The following is a 23,099-nucleotide window of genomic DNA, read 5'->3' as shown; positions in this document are numbered from 1 at the left end:
TCTGGGCCATGTTCCGTTAAAACAAATCGTTGAAGATGTCGAGCACCGTGTTTTTCTTCTTGTATTTCGGAGGATAACGATAATCGTCGGAATCGCTCCTTGGCTTCCCTTGCGGATAAGGCGGAATCTGGGGTTGGGGCGGCGGTTCCCGGTGCCATTCGTTGTATTCCTCCCGCACTTCGCGTACCCCGAGCATCAGCTTATCCAACTCTCCCCTGTCGAGCCATACTCCTTTGCAATCCGGGCAAACATCGATGTGCACGCCGTTCTTCTCAACTTCTCTCATCCGTACATCGTTGCATACCGGGCATTTCATGGAATCCGCCTCCATCGCTATTTTATTCACTACCGATGAGTATACCATAATTCCCCAACCACCATGCCCGACGACAATCACGGAGAAGAACAACGGCGTATCCTTCGAGGGCGAGCCCGTGAAAATGGGGTTCGGCACGTTCGTCGCCTTCTTCGACGAATCCGGCAACCGGTTCGGACTGCGCGGGTAACGCCCTCGACCGATGAACGGGAAAACCACCCCCTTATTTGACGTTACGCTGGCGAATTGCCGCGTTTCGGCCGAATGATCAGGAGGTTTTCCCGTTCAACCGTCGACATCCGCCGTCGACGCAGGAGCTTCCCCTTACGGGGCGGCTCCTGTTTCTTATTCCAACCATGACAGCCCCTGTCAGCGATCGAGTGGTATGCTGAACGCAAACCGAATCGGAGGTCGAACCGAACATGACGAAAATAGACTATAAGAAACAAGACAAGTCGTTGTATGTGCCGAAGGAACGTCCGGAGATCGTTCAGGTGCCGCGCATGACGTTCATCGCGATCGAGGGGCAAGGGGATCCGAACGGGGACGAATTCGCGTCGGCGACCGCCGCGCTGTACAGCCTTAGCTACGCCGCGAAGATGTCCTATAAGCGCGAAGCCCCGCCGGCGGGATACTACGAATATACGGTATACCCGCTTGAGGGCGTCTGGGGTCTCGTCGACTTGAATGTGCCGCATACCGTGAAGAGCAACTTGAAGTACAAGCTCATGATTCGCCAGCCCGCGTTTCTCGAGGATGCGCTGTTCGAGCGGCTGCAGCGGGAGACGAGCCGGAAGAAGCCTAACCCCTTTATAACCGAGGCATCCCTCGTCTCGATGGAGGAGGGGTTGTGCTGTCAGATGATGCATATAGGCAGCTACGACGACGAGCCCGCCAGTTTCGAGGCGATGGAGGCGTACTGCCGCGAGCGCGGCTATCGAAGAACGTCGAAGCTCCATCGGGAAATTTACATCTCGGATCCGCGGAAGACGGAGACCTCCCGGAGGAAGACGGTATTGCGAATCCAAGTCGCGCCGGAGGCTTGACATTCGTCGAGGCCTTTGGATAACGATGCCCCTCCTGTAAAACAATAGGATCATATCCGACGACGGGCGGGAAGACGCAATGCAAATCAGAAGCGGCGGCCTCCGAAGGCCGAAGGCAGTCATTTCTCCTTTCAACTCCAATATCATTCAGGTCCATAACCCATATACCGCTTTATGGTGGTCGGCCGCCTTCCCCGGGGCCGGCCACATCTTGCTTGGCAAGGGAATCAAGGGAGTTCTCCTCTTCCTCTGGGAGTTCGCGATCAATACGCAAAGCCACCTGAATCAAGCGATCTACCTCTCGATGACCGGCGAGTTCGACGCGGCGAAGGCGTGCCTCGACATCCGTTGGTTTTTCTTGTACATCGCCATCTACATTTTCGTCATGTGGGACTCGTACCGTCTCGCGACGGAGCTTAATCAGTTTTCCGTATTGGCCGATCGCGCCCGCGTCCCGCTGCCCGCCTTCCGAATGAACAGCTTCGAGATCAATTATTTGATGAAGGCGAGCCCCTGGTTCGGCATCGTCTGGTCGTTGTTCATGCCGGGTCTGGGGCATCTGATTTCGAGAAACCTGGCCTCCGGCTTGTATTTGATGCTGTCGCACATCCTCATCGTCTATAAATCGAACTTCTTGTCGGCAGTATTCTACACGATGACGGGGGAGTTCGCCCTCGCGACGTCGTCGCTCGATCCGCAATGGCTGTTGTATTTGCCTTCCGTCTACGTATTCGCGGCGAGCGACAGCTATTATCGCATTCTGGCGAGCAACCGGATGTTCGAAATCGAGCAGGCCCGTCATTTGAGGAATCGGTACAACCCGCCCGACTTCAAGATGCCCGTCTAATTCGGAGGTGCACGCCCCTTGTACGTCATATCCGTATTCGAACATTCGCTGAAGCTGGAGCTCGCGGTCGCGACGCTGGAGGAAGCCCGCGTAGCCGCCTCGGACATTCTGGCGATCCCGCTGCGGAAACCCGATTCGGGCCTCCCCCTCCCCGTCGACCCGTACAATACGGACGGCTTCAACTTGTTCCCGGTCGCGTGCACCGCCACTATCACGATGCTGCTCGGCACGATCTACGGATTCCTCTTGTATTGGGGACCTATTCTCTGGGGGGGGATCGGGCTCGTCGCGGGCATCGCCCTCGGCATCGTCGTCGAACGCTTCGTGAAGAAGGCGCGGGGGATTCGCAAACACCGCATTCATCGGATGGACGTCGTCCTGCTCGTCAATTGTAACGGCGACGAAGCGAAGCAGGAGCGCGTCGCCCGCATTCTCGCCGATCATCACGCGATCGGGGTGACGAAGCTTTGACCTATGTCCGGGCCCCCCTCGTCGCCGCCGCGCTGATGCCGAAGCGCCTCCGGCCGATCGAGATGTACTCGAACGCGATGCGGCCGAACTTGACGTACATCCGTCGACTTCTCCGTTCGCCTGTGCGAAGATAGGGGTATCTTAGAACGGAAGCGGGAGGAGGAATCGGCATGTCTAAGAAATGGCTCGCCCGCGAAGGCGACCGCTGGGTACGCGAAGAGCTCGTTACTCCGGACCAGCTCGCGCGCATCCGCGCCTTGTACGACGACGGCAGCCCGGAGCGAAGCGTCGGCGTTCTGCCGCTGCTCGGCGGGCTGCTGCTCGGACTCGGCGTGCTCAGCTTCGTGGCCGCGAACTGGCAGGCGCTCGCGAACGAGCTGCGCCAGGCGCAGCTGCTCGCCGTCATGCTGGCGGCTTACGCCGCCGGAGGCCGGCTGATCGCGCGCGGGCGCGAACGGCTCGGCGTCGCGATCGCCAGCGTCGGCTTGTTCGCCTTCGGCGGCGGCATGATTCTCGTGCACCAAATGTTTCACATGGTCATGTACGGCGCGGCGACCCTCGTCGTCTGGTCCGCCGCCGGCGCGGCGCTCGCGTATACGCTACGCAGCCGGTATTTGTACGCCGTCGCGCTCGTCCTTACGTTCGTGGCGCAAGGGTACAGCCTTAGCGCGTTCGGCGGCCGCTTCAGCTGGACGGCGTTCGCCGTATTGGCGCTCGCCCTGCCGTGGTTCGCCCTCCGCCGCCGCGAGTCTCGTTTCGTCCCGGCGCTCTGGTCGATCGGCATCGTCGGGCAGACGCTGCTGCTCGTCCTCGCGATGGAATGGCCGTTCGGCGCGATGTTCGTCCCGATGGCCCTGCTATACGCCGTCGGCGATCTGCTGCGCGGCGATCGCTTGCGCCGCGCGGTCCAATGGCCCGCGCTCGCCGCTGCGTTCCTGTTCGCGCTCGGCATCGTCTTGTTCGCCGGACCGCTCGGCGCGCCGACGCCCCTCGACGCTTGGGTCTATCTGCCGGCGCTGCTGGCGCTGTTCGCCGTCTCGGCGTACGCGAAGCGCCGACGCGGCGACGCCTTGTCGCTGCTCGACTGGCTGCCGTTCGCGCCCTTCCTGTACGCCGCGCCGTCCGCGATGCCCGTCCTGTATCTCGTCGCGGCGTTCGCGTTCGCGCTGTACGCGCTGCTCCGCGGCTACGAGGAGGAATCGCGGCCGCGCATTAACTCCGGCACCGCCGCGTTCCTGCTCGCGACGATGGCCGCCTACTTCAAGCTGACGTGGGCGTTCCTCGACAAATCGCTCTTCTTCTTGCTCGGCGGCGCCCTGCTGCTCACCCTGAGTTGGTTCCTCGGCCGGCGGAAGAAGGTCGTGCTGCGGGAAGCGACGAAGGAGGAGGAGCGATGACGAAATTTCGGTGGTTCGCGATTCTCGTTCTCGCGCAAGCGATCTTCCTGCTCGGCCTCGCCGTCTCCTCCTACGCCGCCGTCTGGTTCGGCAAGGAGGTGCGGCTGCAGACCGTGCCGGTCGATCCGCGAGACATCCTGTACGGCGACTACGTGACGTTGTCGTACAACATCAGCCGGCTGTCTCCGTCGTTATGGCGCGGCGAGGCGCTTCCCGAAGAAGGCGACGCGATCTATGTCGCGGTCGCGCCGAAGGGCGACGTCTTCGCCGCGGTCGCCGCATACCCGAGCCGCGTCGCGGTTCCGCCGGAGCAAGCGTTGATCAAGGGGCTCGTGACGTGGCAATGGGAACAGGAGATCGTCGTCCGATACGGGCTCGAGCGTTACTACGTGCCGGAGGGCGCCGGTCTCGCGCTGGAGGAGCGGGCGGCCGACTTGATCGTCGTCGCGAAGATCGCGCCTTGGGGACGAGCGACGCTGACGGACGTGCTCACGAAAAAATAATTCGGCGCGGGTGTCACATTTTCGAAGATGCGGAATAGGATAAGTGGTGGTAAAGAAACATCGATAAGAAGAGAGGAAGTATACTTATGGTGTTAGTCGTTCATCCCCCGCTCCCGTTCACGCCGCCGTCCGAGCCTTATTCGCCTTATGCGCCTTACGCGCCGATTCCGACGCGTCCCGCTCAGCAGGTGACCGTCCCGACGGACCGCCGTCCGGCGTCTCAGGAAGACGCGCGCCGCGACGCTCCGTCGTTAGACCGATAAATGGCACGACGAAGAAAACGACCGCTCCCGTAGGCTGCAAGCGCCTCGAAGCGGTCGTTTTCTATTGCAGCGCCTCCAAAATGTCGGCGATATGATGCTTCAGCCGCACCTTGCGCCACGCGCGGACGAGCTTGCCCTTCTCGTCGATCAGGAACGTCGAGCGCTCGACGCCCATATATTCGCGCCCGTACAGCTTCTTCAACTGCCAGACGCCGTATTTCTTACATACCTTCAGCGACTCGTCCGACAGCAGCGGGAACGGCAGCGCCTGCTTCTCGGCGAACTTCGCATGCGACTTCGGCGGATCCGGCGACACGCCGACGACGATGGCGCCGAGCTCGGCGAACTTGCCGTGGAAGTCGCGGAACTCGCACGCCTGCTGCGTGCACGTCGGCGTCTGATCCTGCGGGTAGAAATATAAAACGACCTTCTTCCCCTTCTGCTCGCTCAGCTTGAACGTCCCGCCGTCCCCGGTCGGCAGCGTGAAGTCCGGCGCCTTGCGGCCGACGACCGGCAGCTTGATTTCCTTCGCATCGCTCTTGCCCTCGTTTACGCTCATGATCCGGCCCCCCTATATCGCTTGATGCCCGTGTTCCAGACGAACAGCCCGAACCCTAAGAACACGGCGCCGACGACCGGCGTCAGCCAGGCATAGCCGAGCAGGTCGTCCGCCTCCAGGAAGAACGCGGCCGGATAAAATCCGACGAAGGCGAACGGCAGCGCCCACGTCAGGACGAGCTGCAATATCTTGTTGTATATCGTAATCGGATACCGTCCGTAGCTCTGAATGTTGTACATCAGCGGCAGGATTCCCGTCGGCGAATCCGAGTAGAACGAGATCGCGGTTAACGCGATGTAGATGCCGCCGTATACCATGACCGAGCCCGCGACGAGCAGCAGGAAGACGAGCGGGTCGTACCAATCGAGCGAGACGCCGAGCGCCGGCCAGGCGTACGCCATGATCGCGATGCCGATGATCGAGGAGAGCAGGCCCGGCGGGTCGAGATTTTCCAGCATCAGCTGCGCCAGGTTGTGCACCGGACGCGTCAGCACCCGGTCCAGTTCCCCCTTCACGATATATCGCTCCGTAAATCCCCATAAGCCGAAACATGCGGAGAAAATGCCCCACGGCACCATGAAATACCCGTACACGAAGATGATCTGCTCCCGCGTCCAGCCGTCGAGCAGCTGCGTATGCTCGAAGATGACGACGATGAAGACGAGGTTCATCGCCAGAAACAGCAGGTCCGAGAACACCTCCACCCAGAAGTCGGACCGGTATTGCATGCGCGTTTTCAAATAAGTCTTCAGATAGTCCCAGAAAATGCCCGCGGTAAACATCCCTCTTACCCTCCCTGCACGAACAACCGGTTTTTCGCCTTCCGCCACAGCCAGAACATCGGGCCGACGAGAAGCGCGAACCAGATCGCTTGCACGCCGAGCGCGGACAGCGCCTCGGTCCCGGCCGTCCGGCCGGTGAATACGGTCGCAGGCAGGTACGTAATCGCCTGGAACGGCAGCAGCGCGAGCAGCGATTCGGCCCAGCCGGGGAAGAACGACAGCGGAATGATCAATCCGGAGAACAGGTCGACCGCCACGCGCTTCATGCGCATGAGGCCTTCGCTGTTTTCCAGGAAGAACGCTCCTAAACCGATCAAAATATTAATCTGCGTATTAATTAAGAAGCTAAAGAACAGCATGACGAGGAACATGCCCCAGACGCCCGGATCCCGCGGCAGCGACACCGGGAACAAGAGACTCGCGACGATCATGCCCGGGACGGAAAACAGGAACAGGCGGAAGATGCCTTCGCCGAGGCCTTGCATCATCTTCACGACGATGTATTGGTACGGTCGGATGAACTGAATCGCGACGCTGCCGTCGCGGATTTCGTTCGAGATTTCCCGGTCCAGGTTATTGAAATAGAACGCCCGCGCCATCCAGGAGACGGCGATGTACGTCGTCATCTGCGCGATCGTGAAGCCGCCGAGCTCCGGCTTCCCGGCGTAAATCGCCGACCAGACGAAGTAGTACGCGCCGATGTTGATCGCGTAGATCGCGATGCCGCTGTAATAGTTGACGCGGTACGCGAGCATCATGAGGAACCGCATGCGAATGAGCTCGAGATACGCCGGATTCATCGCGCGGCCTCCGCCTTCTCCGAAGAACCGGTCTTGTAGATTTCTCTAACGATTTCGTCGGTATTCGTCTCTTCGATCTTGATGTCGCGAATGTCGACGGCGCCGACGACGCGCGCCAGCGTCTCGGAGACGTTCGCGCCTTGCGGCAGCGCGGCTCTGGCTTCGTAGTCGTTGTCCGTCGACCAGACGACTTCAAGGCCCGCCGTCAGCCGTTCGAGCTCGCTGAGCGGCATCCCCGTCCCGAACCGGAAGACGATCTCCTTGCCCCGGCCCCAAGTTTCCTTCAGCCGCTGCAGGCCGCCGTCGTAGATGATCTTGCCGTCGTCGAGCATGATGACGCGCGAGCAGAGCGCTTCGATGTCCTGCAGATCGTGCGTCGTCAGCAGAATCGTCGTGCCGAACCGCTCGTTCAGCGACTTCAGGAACTCGCGGATTTCGGTCTTCACCACGATGTCGAGGCCGATCGTCGGCTCGTCGAGAAACAAGATCGACGGGTTGTGGAGCAGCGCCGCGGCGATCTCGCAGCGCATGCGCTGGCCGAGCGACAGCTTGCGCACCGGGCGGTTCAGCAGGTCGCCGAGATCCAGACGCTGGATGAGCTCGTCGAGTCTAAGCTTGTAATCGCGCTCGGGCACGCGGTATACCTTGCGCAACAGGTTGAACGACTCGATGACGCCGAGGTCCCACCATAGCTGGCTGCGCTGTCCGAAGACGACGCCGATGCCTTGGACGAACTTCTCGCGGTCCTCGAACGGGACGTAGCCGTTCACGACGATCCGGCCCGAGGTCGGCACGAGAATGCCGGTCAGCATCTTGATCGTCGTCGATTTGCCGGCGCCGTTCTCGCCGATATATCCGCAGATTTCCCCTTGCGGGATTTGGAAGCTGATATCGTTCACCGCGGTCACTTCGCGGTATTCTCGCTGAAACAAGTCGCGAATCGCGCCCTTGAGCCCTTCCCGGCTCTTCTGGACGCGAAACTGCTTGCGCAGTCGTTCGACGTCGATCGCTAGCATAAGTTACGGCTCCTCTTTCCTTTTCCTTGATGCGGTTAATGGTTTATCGCTATAATACTAAGGGCGCGCAACTTTCGCCGCCGTCTCGACGTTATATATTTTTAGTTGGTTCGTCTTGGCAGAACGGCTAAAGCGCGCGGAACTTGATGATAATGATACCATTACCCCGGACGGAGGAAAAGCGACATGACTTGGCTGAAGACCGCCGCCATTACGTTCGTCGTGTTGACGCTCGGCGTCATCGGATATTATGGATATTCCTTTTACATCTTTGCGGACGATCGGGACACCCCCTCCCGGTTCGACATCTTCAAAGACCCGCCGGTATCGTCATTGCCGTCGCCGGAGACGGTGACCGAGGTCGAATACGAAACGCCGAAGTGGGAGGGCACCGACCGTGTGAACGTGCTGCTGCTCGGCGGCGATTCCCGCGGTCTCAAGAAGAACGAGATTCCGCGCTCGGATACGATGATGATCGCGTCGATCGATCCGGTAACGAAGAAGGCGCATCTGTTCTCGCTCCTGCGGGACACGTACGTGCGCATTCCCGGCCACGGGTCGGAGCGGATCAACTCGGCGATCGTCCTCGGCGGGCCGAAGCTTGCGATGCGAACCGCCAGCGAGCTGACCGGCCTCAATATTCAGTATTATGTATATACGGACTTCGAAGGGTTCGTCCACTTGATCGACGAGATCGGCGGCATCGACTTCGAGGTCGAGAAGGACATGCGCTATACATCGCGGGCCGACGGTCCGGAATACGACATCGACCTGAAAGCCGGCATGCAGCATATGGACGGCCGCACGGCGCTGCAATACGTCCGATTCCGGCATGACGCGCTGAGCGACTTCGCCCGGACGGAGCGGCAGCGCAACTTCATGACGGCCGTCGCGCAGAAGCTGCAGACGACGGGGTCGCTGTTCCGGCTGCCGCAAATTTTGGCGGCGATCGATCCGTACATCGAGTCGAACTTAACGGTGGCGGAGATGATCAAGCTCGGCGCGCTCGGCTTCGAGGCGAAGGCGAATCAGGTGGCGGGCGTGCAGCTGCCGCCGTCGAACCTGCTGCGCGAGGAATCGGTCGGCGGCGCGTCGGTGCTGACGGTCGACCCCGACGACCTGCAGGAGTTCATCGCGGAGTCGTTCGCGAAAGCAACGGCGCCGACGGTCCGCGAAGCCGATCCGAAGGACGCCGCGCTCGGCGGGCCGGACGAGGGCAGCGACGGCTAACGCGTGCGTGAAGGGGGCCGTCCCGGGTCGTAGCGACTCGGGGCGGCCCCCTTAGCGTTGCGCGGGCGGCGCGGCGAGGCAAGCGCGATTTCGCGCTTACAGGCGTGGTGACAGCGGTTGGGGCGGGATTCCTCAAAAGTTGGGGCAACGCGCCTCGATGATTGGGGAGGTCCTCCCCGATCCGGACAGTAATTCATCTCGGCGGTTGGTCGGCGTGCGTCGACAGCGCGATCTCGGCGATCTGCATAATTTCCATATTTGAAAGGTGTGCTCTTTCCATGAATCGATCGAATTCCGAAACGCTATATAATGAAGCGTTACAACATATCGTCGGCGGCGTAAACAGTCCGTCGCGCTCGTTCAAGGCGGTCGGCGGGGGGGCCCCCGTCTTTATGAAGCGCGGCCAAGGCGCCTACTTCTGGGACGCGGACGACAATCGCTACATTGACTACCTAGCCGCGTACGGGCCGATCATCCTCGGTCACAGTCACCCGGCCGTCACCGAAGCGATTCACAAAGCGGCGCTGAACGGCGCCCTCTACGGCACGCCGACCGAGCTCGAAATCGAGTTCGCCAAGCAGTTGAAGAAAGCGATTCCTTCATTAAATAAGGTGCGCTTTACGAACTCGGGGACCGAGGCCGTCATGACGACGATCCGGGTGGCGCGCGCGTACACGGGGCGCACGAAAATCATCAAGTTCGCGGGCTGCTACCACGGGCACTCCGACCTCGTGCTCGTCGCGGCCGGTTCCGGTCCGTCGACGCTGGGCGTGCCGGACAGCGCCGGCGTGCCGCAAGGCGTCGCGTCCGAGGTGATCACGGTGCCCTTCAACGACCTGGATAGCCTGAGACTTGCGCTCGAACGCTGGGGCGCCGAGACGGCGGCCGTGCTCGTGGAGCCGATCGTCGGCAACTTCGGCATCGTGGCGCCGGCGCCCGGCTTTCTCGAAGGCGTCCGCCGAATGGCGCACGACGCGGGCGCGCTCGTCATTTACGACGAAGTCATCACCGCGTTCCGCTTCCACTGGGGCGCCGCGTCGACGTTCCTCGAAGGCGCCGGCGCGACCGACGCCGCCGCCATCGAGCCGGACCTCACCGCCCTCGGCAAAATTATCGGCGGCGGCCTCCCCATCGGCGCTTACGGCGGACGCGAGGACATCATGGCGCAGGTCGCGCCGCTCGGTCCCGCGTACCAGGCGGGCACCCACGCCGGCAACCCGATGAGCGTCTCGGCGGGCCTCGCCTGCGTCGTCGAGCTCGCCCGTCCCGGCACGTACGAACGACTCGATGCGCTCGGCCGCAAGCTGCAAGACGGACTGCAAGCCGCGGCGGACGCGCACAGCATGCCGCTGACGATCAACCGGGTGCGCGGTGCGCTGTCCACGCACTTCTGCAGCCACCCCGTCACGAACTACGACGAGGCGCAGGACACGGACGGCGAGACGTTCGGCCGCTTCTTCAAGCTCATGCTGGACGAGGGCGTGCTGCTCGCGCCGTCCAAATACGAGGCGTGGTTTCTCACGACCGCCCATTCCGAAGAAGACGTCGCTGCGACGATCGCAGCGGCGGAGAGAGCATTTTCCAAGTTGAAATAAATCGGCTCGCCCCGGGACCTCTTGGTCGCCGGGGCATTATTGTCTGAATCTGCTTGCTGATATTCTCGTGCGCGAATGGTATAAACAAGAGGAGAGGATATAGCCCGAGCGCAACAATTATCCATTGTTCAAAAAATATGATTATTCACCGTTATAAATATTATTATACATTTTGAAACGCTTTCAGTCTTTTATTCGTCCTTTTCTTTATTGTCGCGTGTAACATTTCATGTTATTCTATATCTACTTTTCAGCCTCTAGCACTGACGCGGGATAACCTGTCATGCCATGTGAGGTTTAGAACGATTTACCGCGTGTTTCGCACTACGTTTTTCGTTATCCCCCCTTTGTATCGTCGATTTTATGCCGCGAAGGTTGAGCGCTTTTTATTCAGCGCAGTTGCATAATTATGCATGCCCGAATCCAATTCCTCAGGAGGTGAGGGTCAGACTACTGACCGCACGCATGAACCAAGCTATGAAGAACGAAGGATTGTTTGAAGGACTGCTGCTCGAAGAGCACGACAGCTGCGGCGTCATCTGCATCATCGAGAAGAACGGACATCCGTCCCGCGACAACATCCAAAAGACGATCGACGCCCTCGTAAAGATGGAGCACCGCTCCGGGTTTATCGACGGGGAAGGCGACGGCTGCGGCATTCTCACGGACATTCCGCGCGCCCTGTGGCAGAGCAAGCTCGAGAAAGCCGGTCTCGACGGCCAGCTCGCATTCGACGACCGCTTCTCCGTCGCGCATATTTTCGTGCCTCGGAAGTTGGATATATCGGCAAGCGACATGCAGAACGGCATGCGCGACTTGTTCGCGAAGTACGGCGTGAAGATCGTATTGGAACAGGAAAACGAAACGAACGGCGCCGTGCTCGGCCCGAACGGCCGCAACGACGAACCGACGTTCTGGCAAGTCGCCGCGATTACGGAGAAGGACGGCGTCAACGTCGCCGATCATCTCTTCGAGCTGCACGTCGAAATCGAAAGCAAATACAACGTGCATGTCGCGTCGCTCAGCAACGTAACGGCCGCTTATAAGGTCATGGGCTCCGCGAGCATTCTGCCGAAATATTTCAAAGACACGCAAGACCCGCTCTTCGCCGCTCAGGCGACGATCGGTCACAACCGCTATTCCACGAATACGCTGTCGAGCTTCTTCCGCGTACAGCCGTTCTCCTTGCTCGGTCACAACGGCGAGATCAATACCGTGAAGAAGATGCGCTACGAAGCCGACATGATCGGCGTTCCGCTCGTCGACGGCGGCTCGGACTCTCAAGACATGAACCGGACGATCGAGACGTTCATTCACCGCCACGGTTTCTCGCACTTCGAGGCCATGGAGCTCGTCTTCCCTCCGATTCATAACGAGATGAAGTCGTTCCGTCCGGAGCTGCAAGATCTTTACGTTTATTATCGCCAAATTTGGGGACATTACGCGCAAGGTCCGGCTGCCATCGTATCCCGTTACAACAACGAGTGCGTATTCAGCGTAGACGCTCTCGGCCTTCGCCCGTTGTGGATGGTCGAAAGCGAAACGTCGCTTTACTTCTCCTCCGAGCAAGGCGTGATCACGGTCAGCGAGATGGTCGCGGACCCGAAGCCGATCGCTCCGGGCGAGAAGATCGGCGTCGTCCTGACGCGCGGCGAACATGTGCAAGTCATTCCGTACGAAGAGCTTCAGACGACCGTACTCGAGCGCGCGAAGCAGCGCGTCGACTTCGCGGGACTTCGCGACCAATTGTTCTATAAGAACGAATTCCCGATCGCTGCTCCGAACGCGGACGTCCAAGTGACGGATGCGCTGTACGCGGCTGCCGGCTGGGATCGCGAAGGCATCCAGATGGTCGAAGCGATGTCGGAAACCGGCGCGGAGCCGATCCGCTCGCTCGGTTACGACGGCCCGCTCGCGGCGCTGAACTGGGAACGGCAAAATATCGCAGACTTCATTAAAGAAAGCGTCGCGGTCGTCACGAACCCGGCGATCGACCGCGACCGCGAGCAGGAGCACTTCTCCACCCGCGTCGTCGTCGGCCCTCGTCCGACGATCTACGGCGAACCGGACGGCCGCCTGCGCGTCGAGCTTCCGGCTCCGCTCGTGCTCGAAGGCTCCAACGGCGTCGGCAGCTTGGAAGCGGTCGGCCAACCTTCGCTCGAATCGCTCGTTGCCGCGTTCGAAGCGTCCAAAGCCGGCTCCGTCGCGACGTTGTCGCTCACGTTCGGCCGCGGAGAATCGCTGAAGGCCGCGCTCGACAAGCTCGCGGACGACGCGATCGCCGCCGTTCGCGGCGGCGCCAGCCTGCTCCTGCTCGACGACGGCGAAGCGAACGGCAACGACCGTCTGTGGATCGACGCGCATCTCGCGGTTTCCCGCGTCGACATCGCGCTGAAGTCCGTGAAGCTCGGCCAAGGCGACAACTTGCGCCGTCAAGCGGCGATCGCGCTTCGCTCCGCTTCGGTCCGCAACCTGCACGACATCGCGGTCGCTTGCGGTCTCGGCGCGGACCTGATTTCCCCGTACGTGTTGTTCGCGACGGCGGCGGCGAAGGAAGGCGCGGCGGCGGCCCAGAAGGTGTTCACTACGCTTCAGAAGGGTCTCGAGAAGGTCATTTCCACGATCGGTACGCACGAGCTTCGCGGGTATACGCGATTCTTCTCGTCGATCGGACTCCACCCGGAAGTCGCGGAAGTGCTCGATATCGTCAACTACCTCGGCAGCGAGAACGCGGGCACGGGCTTCGCGCAGCTCGAAGCGGACGCGGTCGCTCGTTACGAGGACTATAACAACAATCCGAAGGCCAAGGCGGGCAAGAACTTCCGCTTCTTCCAACGGATGTGGAAAGCGCTCGGCGACGCGGCTTCCGGCGCGGCTCCTTACACGGACTACCGCGACAAGCTGCGCGAAGAAGAAGCGAAGAACCCGATCAGCATTCGTCACGTCGCGGACTTCAATTACGAGAAGGCGTTGTCGGACGGCCGCAAGCCGCTCGATCCGAAGGACGTCAATATCGGCGTCGGCGACCACGATCTGCCGATGCTCATCTCCTCCATGTCGTTCGGCTCTCAGAACGAGACGGCGTTCCGCGCATACGCGGAAGCCGGCGAACGTCTAAACATGGTGACGATGAACGGCGAAGGCGGAGAAATCAAGGATATGCTCGGCCGCTACAAGCGGACGCGCGGCGCGCAGGTCGCATCCGGACGATTCGGCGTGAACGTCGAGCTCGCGAACGCGGTGGCGTTCCTCGAGATTAAGATCGGCCAAGGCGCGAAGCCGGGCGAAGGCGGTCACCTGCCGGGCTCCAAAGTAACGGCGAAGATCGCGGCCGCGCGGAACGCGACGATCGGCTCCGACCTGATCTCGCCTTCGAACAACCATGACATCTACTCGATCGAGGATCTCGCGCAGATCATCAGCGAGTTGAAGGAAGCAAGCAACCATAACGCGAAAATCATCGTGAAGGTGCCGGTCGTTCCGGGCATCGGCACGATCGCGGTCGGCGTCGCCAAAGCCGGCGCGGACGTCATCACGCTGTCCGGCTTCGACGGCGGCACCGGCGCGGCGCGCATGCACTCGCTGCAGCACGTCGGCCTGCCGACGGAGATCGGCACGAAGCTCGCGCACGTCGCGTTGATCGAAGCGGGTCTTCGCCATCGCGTCGAGCTGTGGTCCGACGGCGGTCTGAAGTCCGGCGCGGACGTCGTGAAGATGATGATGCTCGGCGCGAACCGCTGCGGCTTCGGCTCCATCTCGATGCAAGCGATCGGCTGCACGACGTGCCGCGGCTGTCACCTCGACACGTGCCACGTCGGCATCGCGACGCAGATCGACTCGATGGAAGAAGCCGAAGAGAAAGGTCTCCGCCGCTTCGTTCCCCGCGTATACGACAACGCGGTCGACGCCCTGGTTCGCTTGTTCTCGGGCATCGGCGAAGAAGTCCGCGACATCGTCGCGGCGCTCGGCTACAAGAACGCGCAAGATCTCGTCGGTCGTTCCGATCTGCTGCAGCAGGTGAACGCGCTCGAGAAGATCGACCTGTCGGCGATCCTTCGTCCGGCTCCGCTGCAATTCATCGCTCCGGCCGCTCAAGAAGCCGCCGTCGCTTCCGCCGAGCCGGTACTCGCGGCCGTAGGCGCGGAAGCGGCGATGTATCCGAGCGCGCTTAGCTTCGAGTCGCCGATCGCGAAGCGTTGGAGCAAAGTCAGCGCCGAGACGCGCATCATCGGTTCGCGCTTCTCCTCGAACCGCGTCCGCGACCGGTTCGACGGCAGCTATGACCAGCTTCCGGGCATTTCGCTCGAGCTGACGGACGGCTCCGTACCGGGTAACGGTCTCGGCGCGTTCAACGCCCGCGGCGTGGACATCACGGTTCACGGCGGCGCGGAAGACGGCGTTGCGAAGATGGCGTTCGGCGGCAAGATCGCGATTCTCAAAGCGCCGAGCAAGCATAAAGCATTCATCAACGGTTCCGTCGGCAAGTCGTTCGCCTACGGCGCGCAGAAGGGCACCTTCATCGTTCAAGGCAACGCAGACTCCCGCGCCTGCATTCGTCTCTCGGGCGCCGACGTCATCTTCGGCGGCGAGCTCGTCGGTCCGATCCGGGACGACATCGGCAATATGGCCGGCCGCGCGAACCTGAAGGGCTTCGCGTTCGAATACATGACGAACGGCCGCGCCGTCGTCATGGGCGATCCGGGTCCTTGGATTTGCGCCGGCATGACGGGCGGCGTCATCTACCAGCGTCTGCAGCCGGAGCTCGGCCTCGACATTGCTGCGATCAATCGCCGCGTCGCCAAAGGTGCGAAGGTCAGCATCACGGCGTTGGGCGACAAGAGCCGCACCGACCTGGAAGAGCTGCTCGGCATCTACCGCTCCGAGCTGGAGAAATCCGGCCAAGCGGAAACCGCGGCGAACATCGCTTCGATGCTCGAGAATCTCGACGCGCACTTCGTCCGGATTTCGCCGGTCACGATGCAAGCCGATCAATCGGTCGCTACGGAATAAATATAACGGCACGCGAACGACAAATCCCCCGGGGCTCGAACTCCCCGGGGGATTTGTCATGTTCCCAAACATCGGCTAACCCTTAATCTTTATCGACGATCCTCCATTCCTCTTCTTCCTTGCTAAGCAAGTAGAACCCGTCCGAATAGACGTCCCCGTCCCCTTCCAGCCACGTTCTCGTCGTTACGATCGCAGATAACTCCTTAGGCGTATGCAGACGAATGCCGACGACTTCGATCTTCTGCACCTTCCTGGAGGGAAAACCCAGATTGCTGTTTTCCGCGAGCAAGCTCATATATCCGTCTTGATCTCCCTCGTTCTGGAACCGGACGGACCGGTTAATCGTCTGGATCAGCTTCAATTCTTCGCCGCCGTACTTGCTCTCGTCCGCATAGATCGCTTCCGCGGGATCGGGCTCCTTCGACTCCGGGATCGGAACGGAATTCGATTCCGGCAAGGACTCGATCTGCGCCTTCGCGGGCAGCACCGGGCGCTCGCCGGGCGCCGCCATGCAGCCCGCGGCGATCGCGCCGATCGCGAGTAACATCCCGATAAGCTTGTATGACATCCCTCCACCTCTTTCCACCGGTTTCCATATCGATTAGACGCTCCAAGGCGAAGCAGGGTTGCACCGTTTTTTTTGCAAACTTGCGTTCGCATTCGAGTCAGGATTGTGATATACTCCATATACGAACACAAGTTCCTATCAGAGCAGGAGCGTATCGTATGACGACCAAACAATTCGAATCCGTCACCGCCAAGCTCGTCCTGAACCGCGTGAAGGTCGAACGCATGCCGTTCGACTGGTCGCTCAACCCATACCGCGGCTGCGCGCACGGCTGCAGCTTCTGTTATGCGCGCGCGTTTCAGACGTTCCTCGGCAAGGAAGCTACCGACGAATTCCAGCATCATATTTTCATTAAGGATAACGCCGCCGAAGCGTTGGAATCCCAGCTCCGCACGTTCGGACGCAGGCACGGCCTGCGCGATTCCGACGTCGGCCCCCGCATCGGTCCCGTCGCCGTCGGCACTGCGACGGACCCGTACCAGCCGATCGAGGCGAAGTCGCGGCAGACGCGCCGCTGCCTGCAAGTGCTGGCGCGCTACCGCGTCCCGACGTCCGTAACGACCCGCTCCCCGCTCGTCCTGCGGGATTTGGACATACTGCGCGACGTCGACGTCACGTCGATCAACATTAGCGTTAACACGCTGGACGCGGCGGTCGCGAGAAAGCTGGAGCCCGCTTCGCCCCACCCGGCCGGGCGAATGCGCGCGGTCCGGGCGCTCGCCGACGCCGGCTTCCCCGTCGGCATCTTCGCCGCCCCGATTCTGCCGCTGCTCACCGACGGCGAAGAGACGCTCGACGCGCTCTTCGCCGAGGCGAAGGCGCGGGGCGCCGGCTTCGCGATGACGTCGCTGCTGCGGCTGTCCCCCGACGTGAAGATGTGGTATTACCATACGCTCGAGACGCATTTCCCGGAGCTGATCCAGCCTTACACCCGGTTATATCAGAACGCCTACGTCGAACGATCGTATGCCGACAAGATGAAGCGGCGCATCGAAGCCGTATCGGCGCGGCACGGTCTTCCCGAGCCGGCTCCCGTCCGTCGCCCCCCGGCCGCAGCGCCGTCGAACGCGAGGCCGCAGCCGGAACAGCTCAGTTTCGCGTTCTAACAGCCTCGCGCTCACTTCGCGCCGAGCAGCAACGAGAGGATGCCTGCGGCGATGAGCGGCCCGACGGGGACCCCGCGGAACAAGGCGACCCCCAGAATCGTCCCCAGCAGCAACCCCGTCACGATCGCGGGTTGCTGCGACATGAGCGTCACGCCTCGGCCGCCGAGATAGGCGACTAACAATCCGACGGCGACCGCGGCCAGCGACTGCCATCGCAGGAGCGACGCAACCGCCGCGCGAAGGTCGAGGCTCCCGCTGGCGATCGGAGCGAGAATGCCGACGGTCAAGATGACGATGCCGGCGGTGAGGCCGTAGTTCTCCAGCCACGGGAACACCTGATGGAGTTTCGTTACGCGTAGCAGGAGCAAGACGACGACGGCGATGGCGACGGTGGAATTGTTGCCGAGAATGCCGAGCGCGGCCAAGACCAGCAGCGCCGCGGACGGCAGATCGACGGACGGCATGGTGCGGATTCTCCTTCCCGTTCGTATCGGATGATGCATAGGATTTCCAATATCGTTGCCGCTAACCGTCCGCGGCGACGCCGAACGCAAAGAAGCGAGCCGAGGATTTCTCCCCGGCTCGCTTCTTGCATTCGAGCTTATTTTACTTCGAAGTACTTATACAGATCGTCGATCATCAGATTCGCCGCGATGACGCCGCCGGCCGTATTCCAGATCGCGTCGCTTACTTTGTACGCCTTGCCCGCTTTCACGACGTCGAGCGTCTGCCACAGCGGATCGTTCAACCAATCTTCTTCGACGGCCGTCGCGCCGCCGTCGCCGAGCTCGTAAGAGAAGTAGAACAGGATGTCCCCGTCCATCTCCTCGATCCGCTCCTTCGTTACGCCGCGGGCCGCGAAATCGTCGATATCCTGCGCCGGCGGACGCGCCAAGCCGATCTGGCTCAGGATGACGCCCGAGAACGTATCCTTCCAATAAATCCGCGTGTCGTTCGCAATGAAGCGCACGATCGACACTTGCGTCGACAGCTTGTCGCCGAGCTTCGTCTTCAGATCCGCGATGCGCGCCTCGTAGTCGCCCATCACTTTCTCGCCTTCGGCCGTCTTGCCGAGCACGTCGGCGTACATCTTGAAGTTGACCTGCCAATCGCCGCGAAGCGTCTCCGCGAACACCGTCGGCGCGATCGCGCTCAGCTCGTCGTAGATTTCTTCATTACGCATCTTGTTGCCGATAATGAGATCCGGCTTCAAGCCGATAATGAGTTCCAGGTTCGGCTGACTTTCTTCCCCGACGTTCACGACGTCCCTCATCTGGTCCTTAATGTGGTCGTACCACGGATCGCCGAGCCACGACTTCGCCGCGCCGACCGGCGTTACGCCGAGCGCGAGCAGCGCTTCCGTGCCTTCGTTCGTCAGGATGACGACGCGCTGCGGATTCGTCGGGATGTCCGTCGTCCCCATCGCGTGCGTAAAGCTGCGAGTGGCCGGCTCCGCCTCCGGCGCTGCCTCGGACGTCGCCGCCCCGTTATCGCTCGTCGTTTCCGTCGGTTCGGACGTCTCCGCCGCGGTCTGCTGCGAGTCCGTTCCGCCGCCGCAGGCGGCCAACCCGAACGCCAAAGCCAACAACGCGATCGACGTGAGCGCTATGTTCGACAGTTTTCTCATAAGTCAATTCCACTCCCCATATGTGTCTGATAATCATTCTCAGCAAGATGACAAACCTCACTATACAAACGATGCGGCAACCTGTCAAGGTATTTTTTGAAAACGATTCTCATCTTCATTGACAGGTGAGAACAGTTCTCATACAATGGGAAAGTAACTTATCCTACCTCATAAGGATTTCAATCACACATGAAGAAACCGTTCGGACTTCTCGCCTGCGTTGTTCTGCTGTTCTGCTTCGCCTTTCTATCGATCGCGTACGGAAGCCGGAGCATCGATCTATACACGGTATGGCAAGCTTTCGCCGCGTTCGACGGCGCGTCCGCCGACCACTTGATCGTGCGCAATACCCGGCTGCCGCGGACGCTCGTCGCGGCCGCGGTCGGCGCGGCGCTCGCCGTCTCCGGCGCCATCATGCAGACGGTCACGCGCAACCCGCTCGCGTCGCCGAGCATCTTCGGCGTCAACAGCGGCGCGGCGCTCTGTATTATCATCGCGATCACCGTCTTCGGCATCGATTCGCAGTCGCTGTTCGTCTGGGCCGCGTTCCTCGGCGCCGCGCTCGCGGCCGGAGCCGCCTACGGACTCGGCACGGTCGGCCGCGGCGGCGGTTCGCCGGTCAACATTACGCTCGCCGGCGCCGCGGTGACCGCCTTCGCGTCGTCGATCACGCAAGGCATCATGCTGGTGAACGGCAGATCGTTCGATCAGATCATCTTCTGGCTCGTCGGCTCCGTCGCGGGCCGAGAGATGCCGATGCTGCTCCCGGTGCTGCCGTTCCTCGCGATCGGAGCGGTCGTCTGCTTCGCGCTCGCCGCCCCGCTCAATACGCTGGCGCTCGGCGAGGACGTCGCTCGCGGTCTCGGGCAGCGCGTCGCAGCGGTGAAGCTCGGCGCTGCCGCGGCCGTCGTCCTGCTCTCGGGCTCGTCGGTCGCCGTGGCGGGACCGATCGCCTTCGTCGGCATCGTCGTGCCGCATCTCGCCCGCTTCGTCGTCGGCCGCGATCACCGATGGCTGCTGCCGTACAGCGCCCTGCTCGGGAGCGTCCTCCTGCTCGGCGCGGACGTGATCGCCCGGTTCGTCGCGATGCCGAACGAATTGCCCGTCGGCGTCGTCACCGCGCTGATCGGCGTACCGTTCTTCGTATGGGTGGCAAGGAGGGACGTTCATGCGAAGTAACCATTACTCGATTCGCACGCGCTTATTCTCGTATTCGATCGAACGCCGCGCCGTCTACTGGACGGTCGTCCTGACGATCGCGCTCTTCGCGCTCGTCTGCGTCAGCGCCGGCATCGGCAGCTTATGGATTTCGCCGCTCGAAGTGCTCCGCGGCGCGTTCGGCTTCGGCGACGACGCGACGCGGACGGTGCTGTATTCGTTCCGTCTGCCCCGCGCCGCCATGTCCGTCTTGGCCGGCGCCTGCCTCGCGGCTTCGGGCGCGCTGCTCCAGAGCGTGTCCCGCAACGCGCTCGCCTCGCCGGACATGATCGGCGTCACGGGCGGGGCGGCCGCCGCGGGGGTCGCGAGCCTCGTCCTGACCGGAGGCGCGATCGGCCTGACCGGCCTGTCCCTCTCCGCGATCGGCGGCGCCGTCGCCGTCGCCGCGTTGTTGTTCGCGCTCGCGTGGAAGGGCGGCGTCTCCCCGCTGCGTCTCGTCTTGATCGGCGTGGCTCTGCAGACCGCCGCGGGGGCGCTCTCATCGTTCATGATCATTCTGAGCCCGACGTATTTGGCGACGCAGGCGTTCACCTGGCTGACCGGGAGCGTATACGGCAGCTCTTGGAACAATGTCGTGTCGCTGCTTCCGTGGGCGGCCGGCTTCGGCCTCGTCGCTTGGATGCTCTCTCGCAAGGCGAACGTGCACGAGCTCGGCGAAGACGTCGCCGCCAGCGTCGGCAGCCGGGTGTCCCGCGAGCGGTCGGCGCTCATCGCCATCAGCGCCGCGCTCGCCGGCGCCGCGGTGTCCCAGGTCGGCGCGATCGGCTTCATCGGCTTGATGGCGCCGCATATGGCCCGCAGGCTCGTCGGTCCGGCGTTCGGCGCCGTCCTGCCGGTATCGGCGTGCATCGGCGCCATGCTGCTGCTGATCGCCGATACGCTCGGCCGGACCGCGTTCCCGCCGAACGACATTCCCGCCGGCGTGTTTACGGCGGCGGTGGGGGCACCCTTTTTCGTATATCTACTTCTAAGGAGGAAGGGCAAATGACGGCCATGGAAGCGAAGGGGCTGACGCTGGCATACGGCGGCGCGCCGATTATCGATCGTCTCGACCTCTTGATCCCGAAAGCGAAGATCACCGTGCTGATCGGCAAGAACGGCTGCGGCAAGTCGACGCTGCTTCGGTCCCTCGCGCGGCTGATGAAGCCCGCCGGGGGCGCCGTCCTCCTGGACGGCAAGGACATCTACGGCTCGCCGACGAAGGACGTGGCGAAGAAGCTCGCGATCCTGCCGCAAGGTCCCGTCGCGCCGGAAGGCCTCACTGTGCTGCAGCTCGTCAAGCAAGGGCGGTACCCGCACCAGACTTGGCTGAAGCAGTGGACGCGGGAGGACGAGACGGTAGTCCGAGAGGCGCTCCAAGCGACCGGCATGACGCCGTTCGCGGACCGCCCCGTAGACGCCTTATCCGGCGGCCAGCGCCAGCGCGCTTGGATCGCCATGACGCTCGCGCAGCAAACCGAGACGATCCTGCTCGACGAGCCGACGACATACCTCGATATGACGCACCAGATCGAAGTGCTGGAGCTGCTCGCCGCCCTCAACGAGCGGGAGCGCCGCACGATCGTGATGGTGCTGCACGATATTAACCTCGCCTGCCGATACGCGCACCACATCGTGGCGGTCGCGGGCGGAGGCGTGTACGCCGAAGGGCCGCCGGAGAAGGTCGTGGGCGAGACGCTCGTCCGCGACGTGTTCGAGATGGACTGCCACATGATTCAAGATCCGGTATACGGCTCCCCGCTCTGCATCCCGCTCGGCTCGCGGGCGCCGTCGCAGCCGCCGTTAGGCGCCGCATCGACCGATGCTTCCGCTCCGGCCCCGACGCCGGCCCAGCAGGAAAAGGAGGCCGCTTATGTCCGTTGATACCCGATTGACGGTGCAAGAGCAGCTCGGCTTCTACACCGAAGAGCCGGAAGGCGTGTCGGACCGGCTGCCCGGTCCGACGCTCGCCTCTCCGGAGCAGGTGAAGTCGCTCGTGGAACGCGTCGCGAGCATGCTCGGCACCGACAAGCCGACGGTCGCCGCGTCGCAGTTCACGAAGTGGTACTGCCGCTCGCTCGTGTCCGTCTTATATGAATTCAGCGTGCTCGGCATCGCGCGCTCCGCCTCGCTTCGGGACGTCACCGTCTTGTTCCCCGGGGATCCGCCGTTCGCCGTCTTGTGCGGCGGCCGCACCGCCAACGTGACGGACGACGCCTCCCGGGAATCGCTGCGGGAGCTGACGGTCATTCGCCTGTTCGCGCACAATTGGAACCTCGTCTTCAAGAGTCTCCACGCGCAAACCGGCATCCGCGAGGATCTGCTCTGGGAGAACGGTTCGATGTACTTGAACCACTTCTATCGTACGTGGATTACCGAAGCCGGGGACGAAGCGCTTCGCGAACGGCTCGAAGACGACTATCTCTACATTCAGAGAGAAGCCCCGCCCGAGCTGTTCGGCGAACTGCAATGCTTCAATCCTTTCGCTTGGACCGGGAAGCCGATCCGGCGCACATGCTGTCTCCGGCATCACCTGCCGGACGGAAACTATTGCAAGGGCTGCCCGGTCTCGCACGCGAAATCGGACGCCTGATCGAATGGCTAACGCCGACGACCGCGACGACCGAACGATTCGGGCGTCGCGGTTTTTGTTTCGTTTCGGCATGTTCCTCTTGCTTCGATGGAAATCCTAGAATATGATAATAAGAAGGAAAATTATTTTCGTCATTTTCCGATTACCGATTAAATTATTTTCATGAACCCACA

22 protein-coding genes are annotated in these 23,099 nt (G+C 61.8%); 14 read left to right on the top strand and 8 right to left on the bottom strand.

Annotated features, from left to right (window positions below; all coding sequences use genetic code 11):
* Positions 1–16: 16 nt before the first annotated feature.
* Entirely contained in the window at positions 17–316 is a 300-nt protein-coding gene (locus tag RIN49_RS05075) for a TFIIB-type zinc ribbon-containing protein (protein WP_309119079.1), read from the bottom strand.
* Between the two features lie 422 nt (positions 317–738).
* On the opposite strand from RIN49_RS05075, the gene RIN49_RS05065 reads away from it, so the two are divergent.
* The 6 genes from RIN49_RS05065 to RIN49_RS05040 all read left to right on the top strand — a co-directional run bounded on the left by RIN49_RS05065 (position 739) and on the right by RIN49_RS05040 (position 4,843).
* On the top strand, positions 739–1,362 hold the full coding sequence (locus tag RIN49_RS05065; RefSeq protein ID WP_309119078.1) for a GyrI-like domain-containing protein: 624 nt from the start codon (positions 739–741) through the stop codon (positions 1,360–1,362).
* A gap of 79 nt (positions 1,363–1,441) precedes the next feature.
* A complete protein-coding gene (locus RIN49_RS05060) occupies positions 1,442–2,209 on the top strand; it encodes a hypothetical protein (RefSeq protein ID WP_309119077.1) in 768 nt (255 codons plus the stop codon).
* Between the two features lie 18 nt (positions 2,210–2,227).
* A complete protein-coding gene (locus tag RIN49_RS05055; protein WP_309119076.1) occupies positions 2,228–2,680 on the top strand; it encodes a hypothetical protein in 453 nt (150 codons plus the stop codon).
* A gap of 170 nt (positions 2,681–2,850) precedes the next feature.
* A complete protein-coding gene (locus RIN49_RS05050; protein WP_309119075.1) occupies positions 2,851–4,077 on the top strand; it encodes a DUF2157 domain-containing protein in 1,227 nt (408 codons plus the stop codon).
* Complete coding sequence (locus RIN49_RS05045; RefSeq protein WP_309119074.1) at positions 4,074–4,580, top strand: GDYXXLXY domain-containing protein; 507 nt, start codon at positions 4,074–4,076, stop codon at positions 4,578–4,580. Before RIN49_RS05050 ends, RIN49_RS05045 begins: the two co-directional genes overlap by 4 nt.
* 86 nt (positions 4,581–4,666) lie before the next feature.
* Positions 4,667–4,843 carry a hypothetical protein gene (locus tag RIN49_RS05040; protein WP_309119073.1) on the top strand — a complete coding sequence of 59 codons (177 nt, stop codon included), beginning with the start codon at positions 4,667–4,669 and terminating at the stop codon, positions 4,841–4,843.
* Positions 4,844–4,904: 61 nt separating this feature from the next.
* Here the strand turns inward: RIN49_RS05040 and bcp are convergent, their stop codons facing one another.
* From bcp to RIN49_RS05020, 4 genes are read right to left on the bottom strand one after another with little or no spacing between them, the layout of a single operon-like run.
* The gene (gene bcp / locus RIN49_RS05035) at positions 4,905–5,402 is read right to left on the bottom strand and encodes a thioredoxin-dependent thiol peroxidase (RefSeq protein ID WP_309119072.1); all 498 of its coding nucleotides are present in this window, start codon (positions 5,400–5,402) and stop codon (positions 4,905–4,907) included.
* The gene (locus RIN49_RS05030) at positions 5,399–6,184 is read right to left on the bottom strand and encodes an ABC transporter permease (protein ID WP_309119071.1); all 786 of its coding nucleotides are present in this window, start codon (positions 6,182–6,184) and stop codon (positions 5,399–5,401) included. Before RIN49_RS05030 ends, bcp begins: the two co-directional genes overlap by 4 nt.
* A 5-nt stretch (positions 6,185–6,189) precedes the next feature.
* Positions 6,190–6,984, bottom strand: coding sequence for an ABC transporter permease (locus RIN49_RS05025; RefSeq protein ID WP_309119070.1), 795 nt, complete (start codon positions 6,982–6,984; stop codon positions 6,190–6,192).
* Positions 6,981–8,000 carry an ABC transporter ATP-binding protein gene (locus tag RIN49_RS05020; protein WP_309119069.1) on the bottom strand — a complete coding sequence of 340 codons (1,020 nt, stop codon included), beginning with the start codon at positions 7,998–8,000 and terminating at the stop codon, positions 6,981–6,983. The genes RIN49_RS05025 and RIN49_RS05020 overlap by 4 nt, the downstream gene beginning before the upstream one ends.
* Before the next feature lie 186 nt (positions 8,001–8,186).
* Here RIN49_RS05020 and RIN49_RS05015 point away from each other — a divergent pair, with 186 nt between their 5' ends.
* From RIN49_RS05015 to RIN49_RS05005, 3 genes are all read left to right on the top strand, one after another.
* Positions 8,187–9,230, top strand: coding sequence for an LCP family protein (locus RIN49_RS05015; RefSeq protein ID WP_309119068.1), 1,044 nt, complete (start codon positions 8,187–8,189; stop codon positions 9,228–9,230).
* Between the two features lie 278 nt (positions 9,231–9,508).
* Positions 9,509–10,825, top strand: a complete 1,317-nt coding sequence (locus RIN49_RS05010) for a glutamate-1-semialdehyde 2,1-aminomutase (protein WP_309119067.1) — start codon at positions 9,509–9,511, stop codon at positions 10,823–10,825.
* Positions 10,826–11,302: 477 nt separating this feature from the next.
* A complete protein-coding gene (locus tag RIN49_RS05005; RefSeq protein WP_309119066.1) occupies positions 11,303–15,835 on the top strand; it encodes a glutamate synthase-related protein in 4,533 nt (1,510 codons plus the stop codon).
* Positions 15,836–15,917: 82 nt separating this feature from the next.
* Here RIN49_RS05005 and RIN49_RS05000 read toward each other — a convergent pair whose 3' ends face one another.
* Positions 15,918–16,403, bottom strand: coding sequence for a hypothetical protein (locus RIN49_RS05000; protein ID WP_309119065.1), 486 nt, complete (start codon positions 16,401–16,403; stop codon positions 15,918–15,920).
* A 158-nt stretch (positions 16,404–16,561) separates the two neighbouring features.
* Here RIN49_RS05000 and RIN49_RS04995 point away from each other — a divergent pair, with 158 nt between their 5' ends.
* Complete coding sequence (locus RIN49_RS04995) at positions 16,562–17,509, top strand: SPL family radical SAM protein (RefSeq protein ID WP_309119064.1); 948 nt, start codon at positions 16,562–16,564, stop codon at positions 17,507–17,509.
* Between the two features lie 11 nt (positions 17,510–17,520).
* Here the strand turns inward: RIN49_RS04995 and RIN49_RS04990 are convergent, their stop codons facing one another.
* Both RIN49_RS04990 and RIN49_RS04985 read right to left on the bottom strand, forming a co-directional pair.
* Positions 17,521–17,973 (bottom strand): DUF441 domain-containing protein, encoded by a 453-nt coding sequence (locus RIN49_RS04990; protein WP_309119063.1) that lies wholly within the window; start codon positions 17,971–17,973, stop codon positions 17,521–17,523.
* 137 nt (positions 17,974–18,110) lie between these two features.
* Positions 18,111–19,136, bottom strand: a complete 1,026-nt coding sequence (locus tag RIN49_RS04985) for an ABC transporter substrate-binding protein (RefSeq protein ID WP_309119062.1) — start codon at positions 19,134–19,136, stop codon at positions 18,111–18,113.
* A 189-nt stretch (positions 19,137–19,325) separates the two neighbouring features.
* Between RIN49_RS04985 and RIN49_RS04980 the strand changes: the two genes are divergently transcribed.
* The 4 genes from RIN49_RS04980 to RIN49_RS04965 are packed head-to-tail and all read left to right on the top strand — an operon-like array spanning position 19,326 to position 22,926.
* The gene (locus RIN49_RS04980) at positions 19,326–20,315 is read left to right on the top strand and encodes a FecCD family ABC transporter permease (RefSeq protein WP_309119061.1); all 990 of its coding nucleotides are present in this window, start codon (positions 19,326–19,328) and stop codon (positions 20,313–20,315) included.
* Entirely contained in the window at positions 20,305–21,342 is a 1,038-nt protein-coding gene (locus RIN49_RS04975; RefSeq protein WP_309119060.1) for a FecCD family ABC transporter permease, read from the top strand. Before RIN49_RS04980 ends, RIN49_RS04975 begins: the two co-directional genes overlap by 11 nt.
* Positions 21,339–22,217, top strand: a complete 879-nt coding sequence (locus RIN49_RS04970) for an ABC transporter ATP-binding protein (protein ID WP_309119059.1) — start codon at positions 21,339–21,341, stop codon at positions 22,215–22,217. Before RIN49_RS04975 ends, RIN49_RS04970 begins: the two co-directional genes overlap by 4 nt.
* Positions 22,207–22,926, top strand: coding sequence for an IucA/IucC family C-terminal-domain containing protein (locus RIN49_RS04965; protein ID WP_309119058.1), 720 nt, complete (start codon positions 22,207–22,209; stop codon positions 22,924–22,926). The genes RIN49_RS04970 and RIN49_RS04965 overlap by 11 nt, the downstream gene beginning before the upstream one ends.
* The last annotated feature ends 173 nt before the right edge of the window (positions 22,927–23,099 follow it).

It is taken from the genome of Paenibacillus sp., from assembly GCF_031177825.1.
Classification (GTDB): Bacteria; Bacillota; Bacilli; order Paenibacillales; family YIM-B00363; genus Paenibacillus_AE.
Note: the sequence above shows the minus strand (reverse complement) of the source record. Positions and strands in the feature narration are given on the sequence as shown.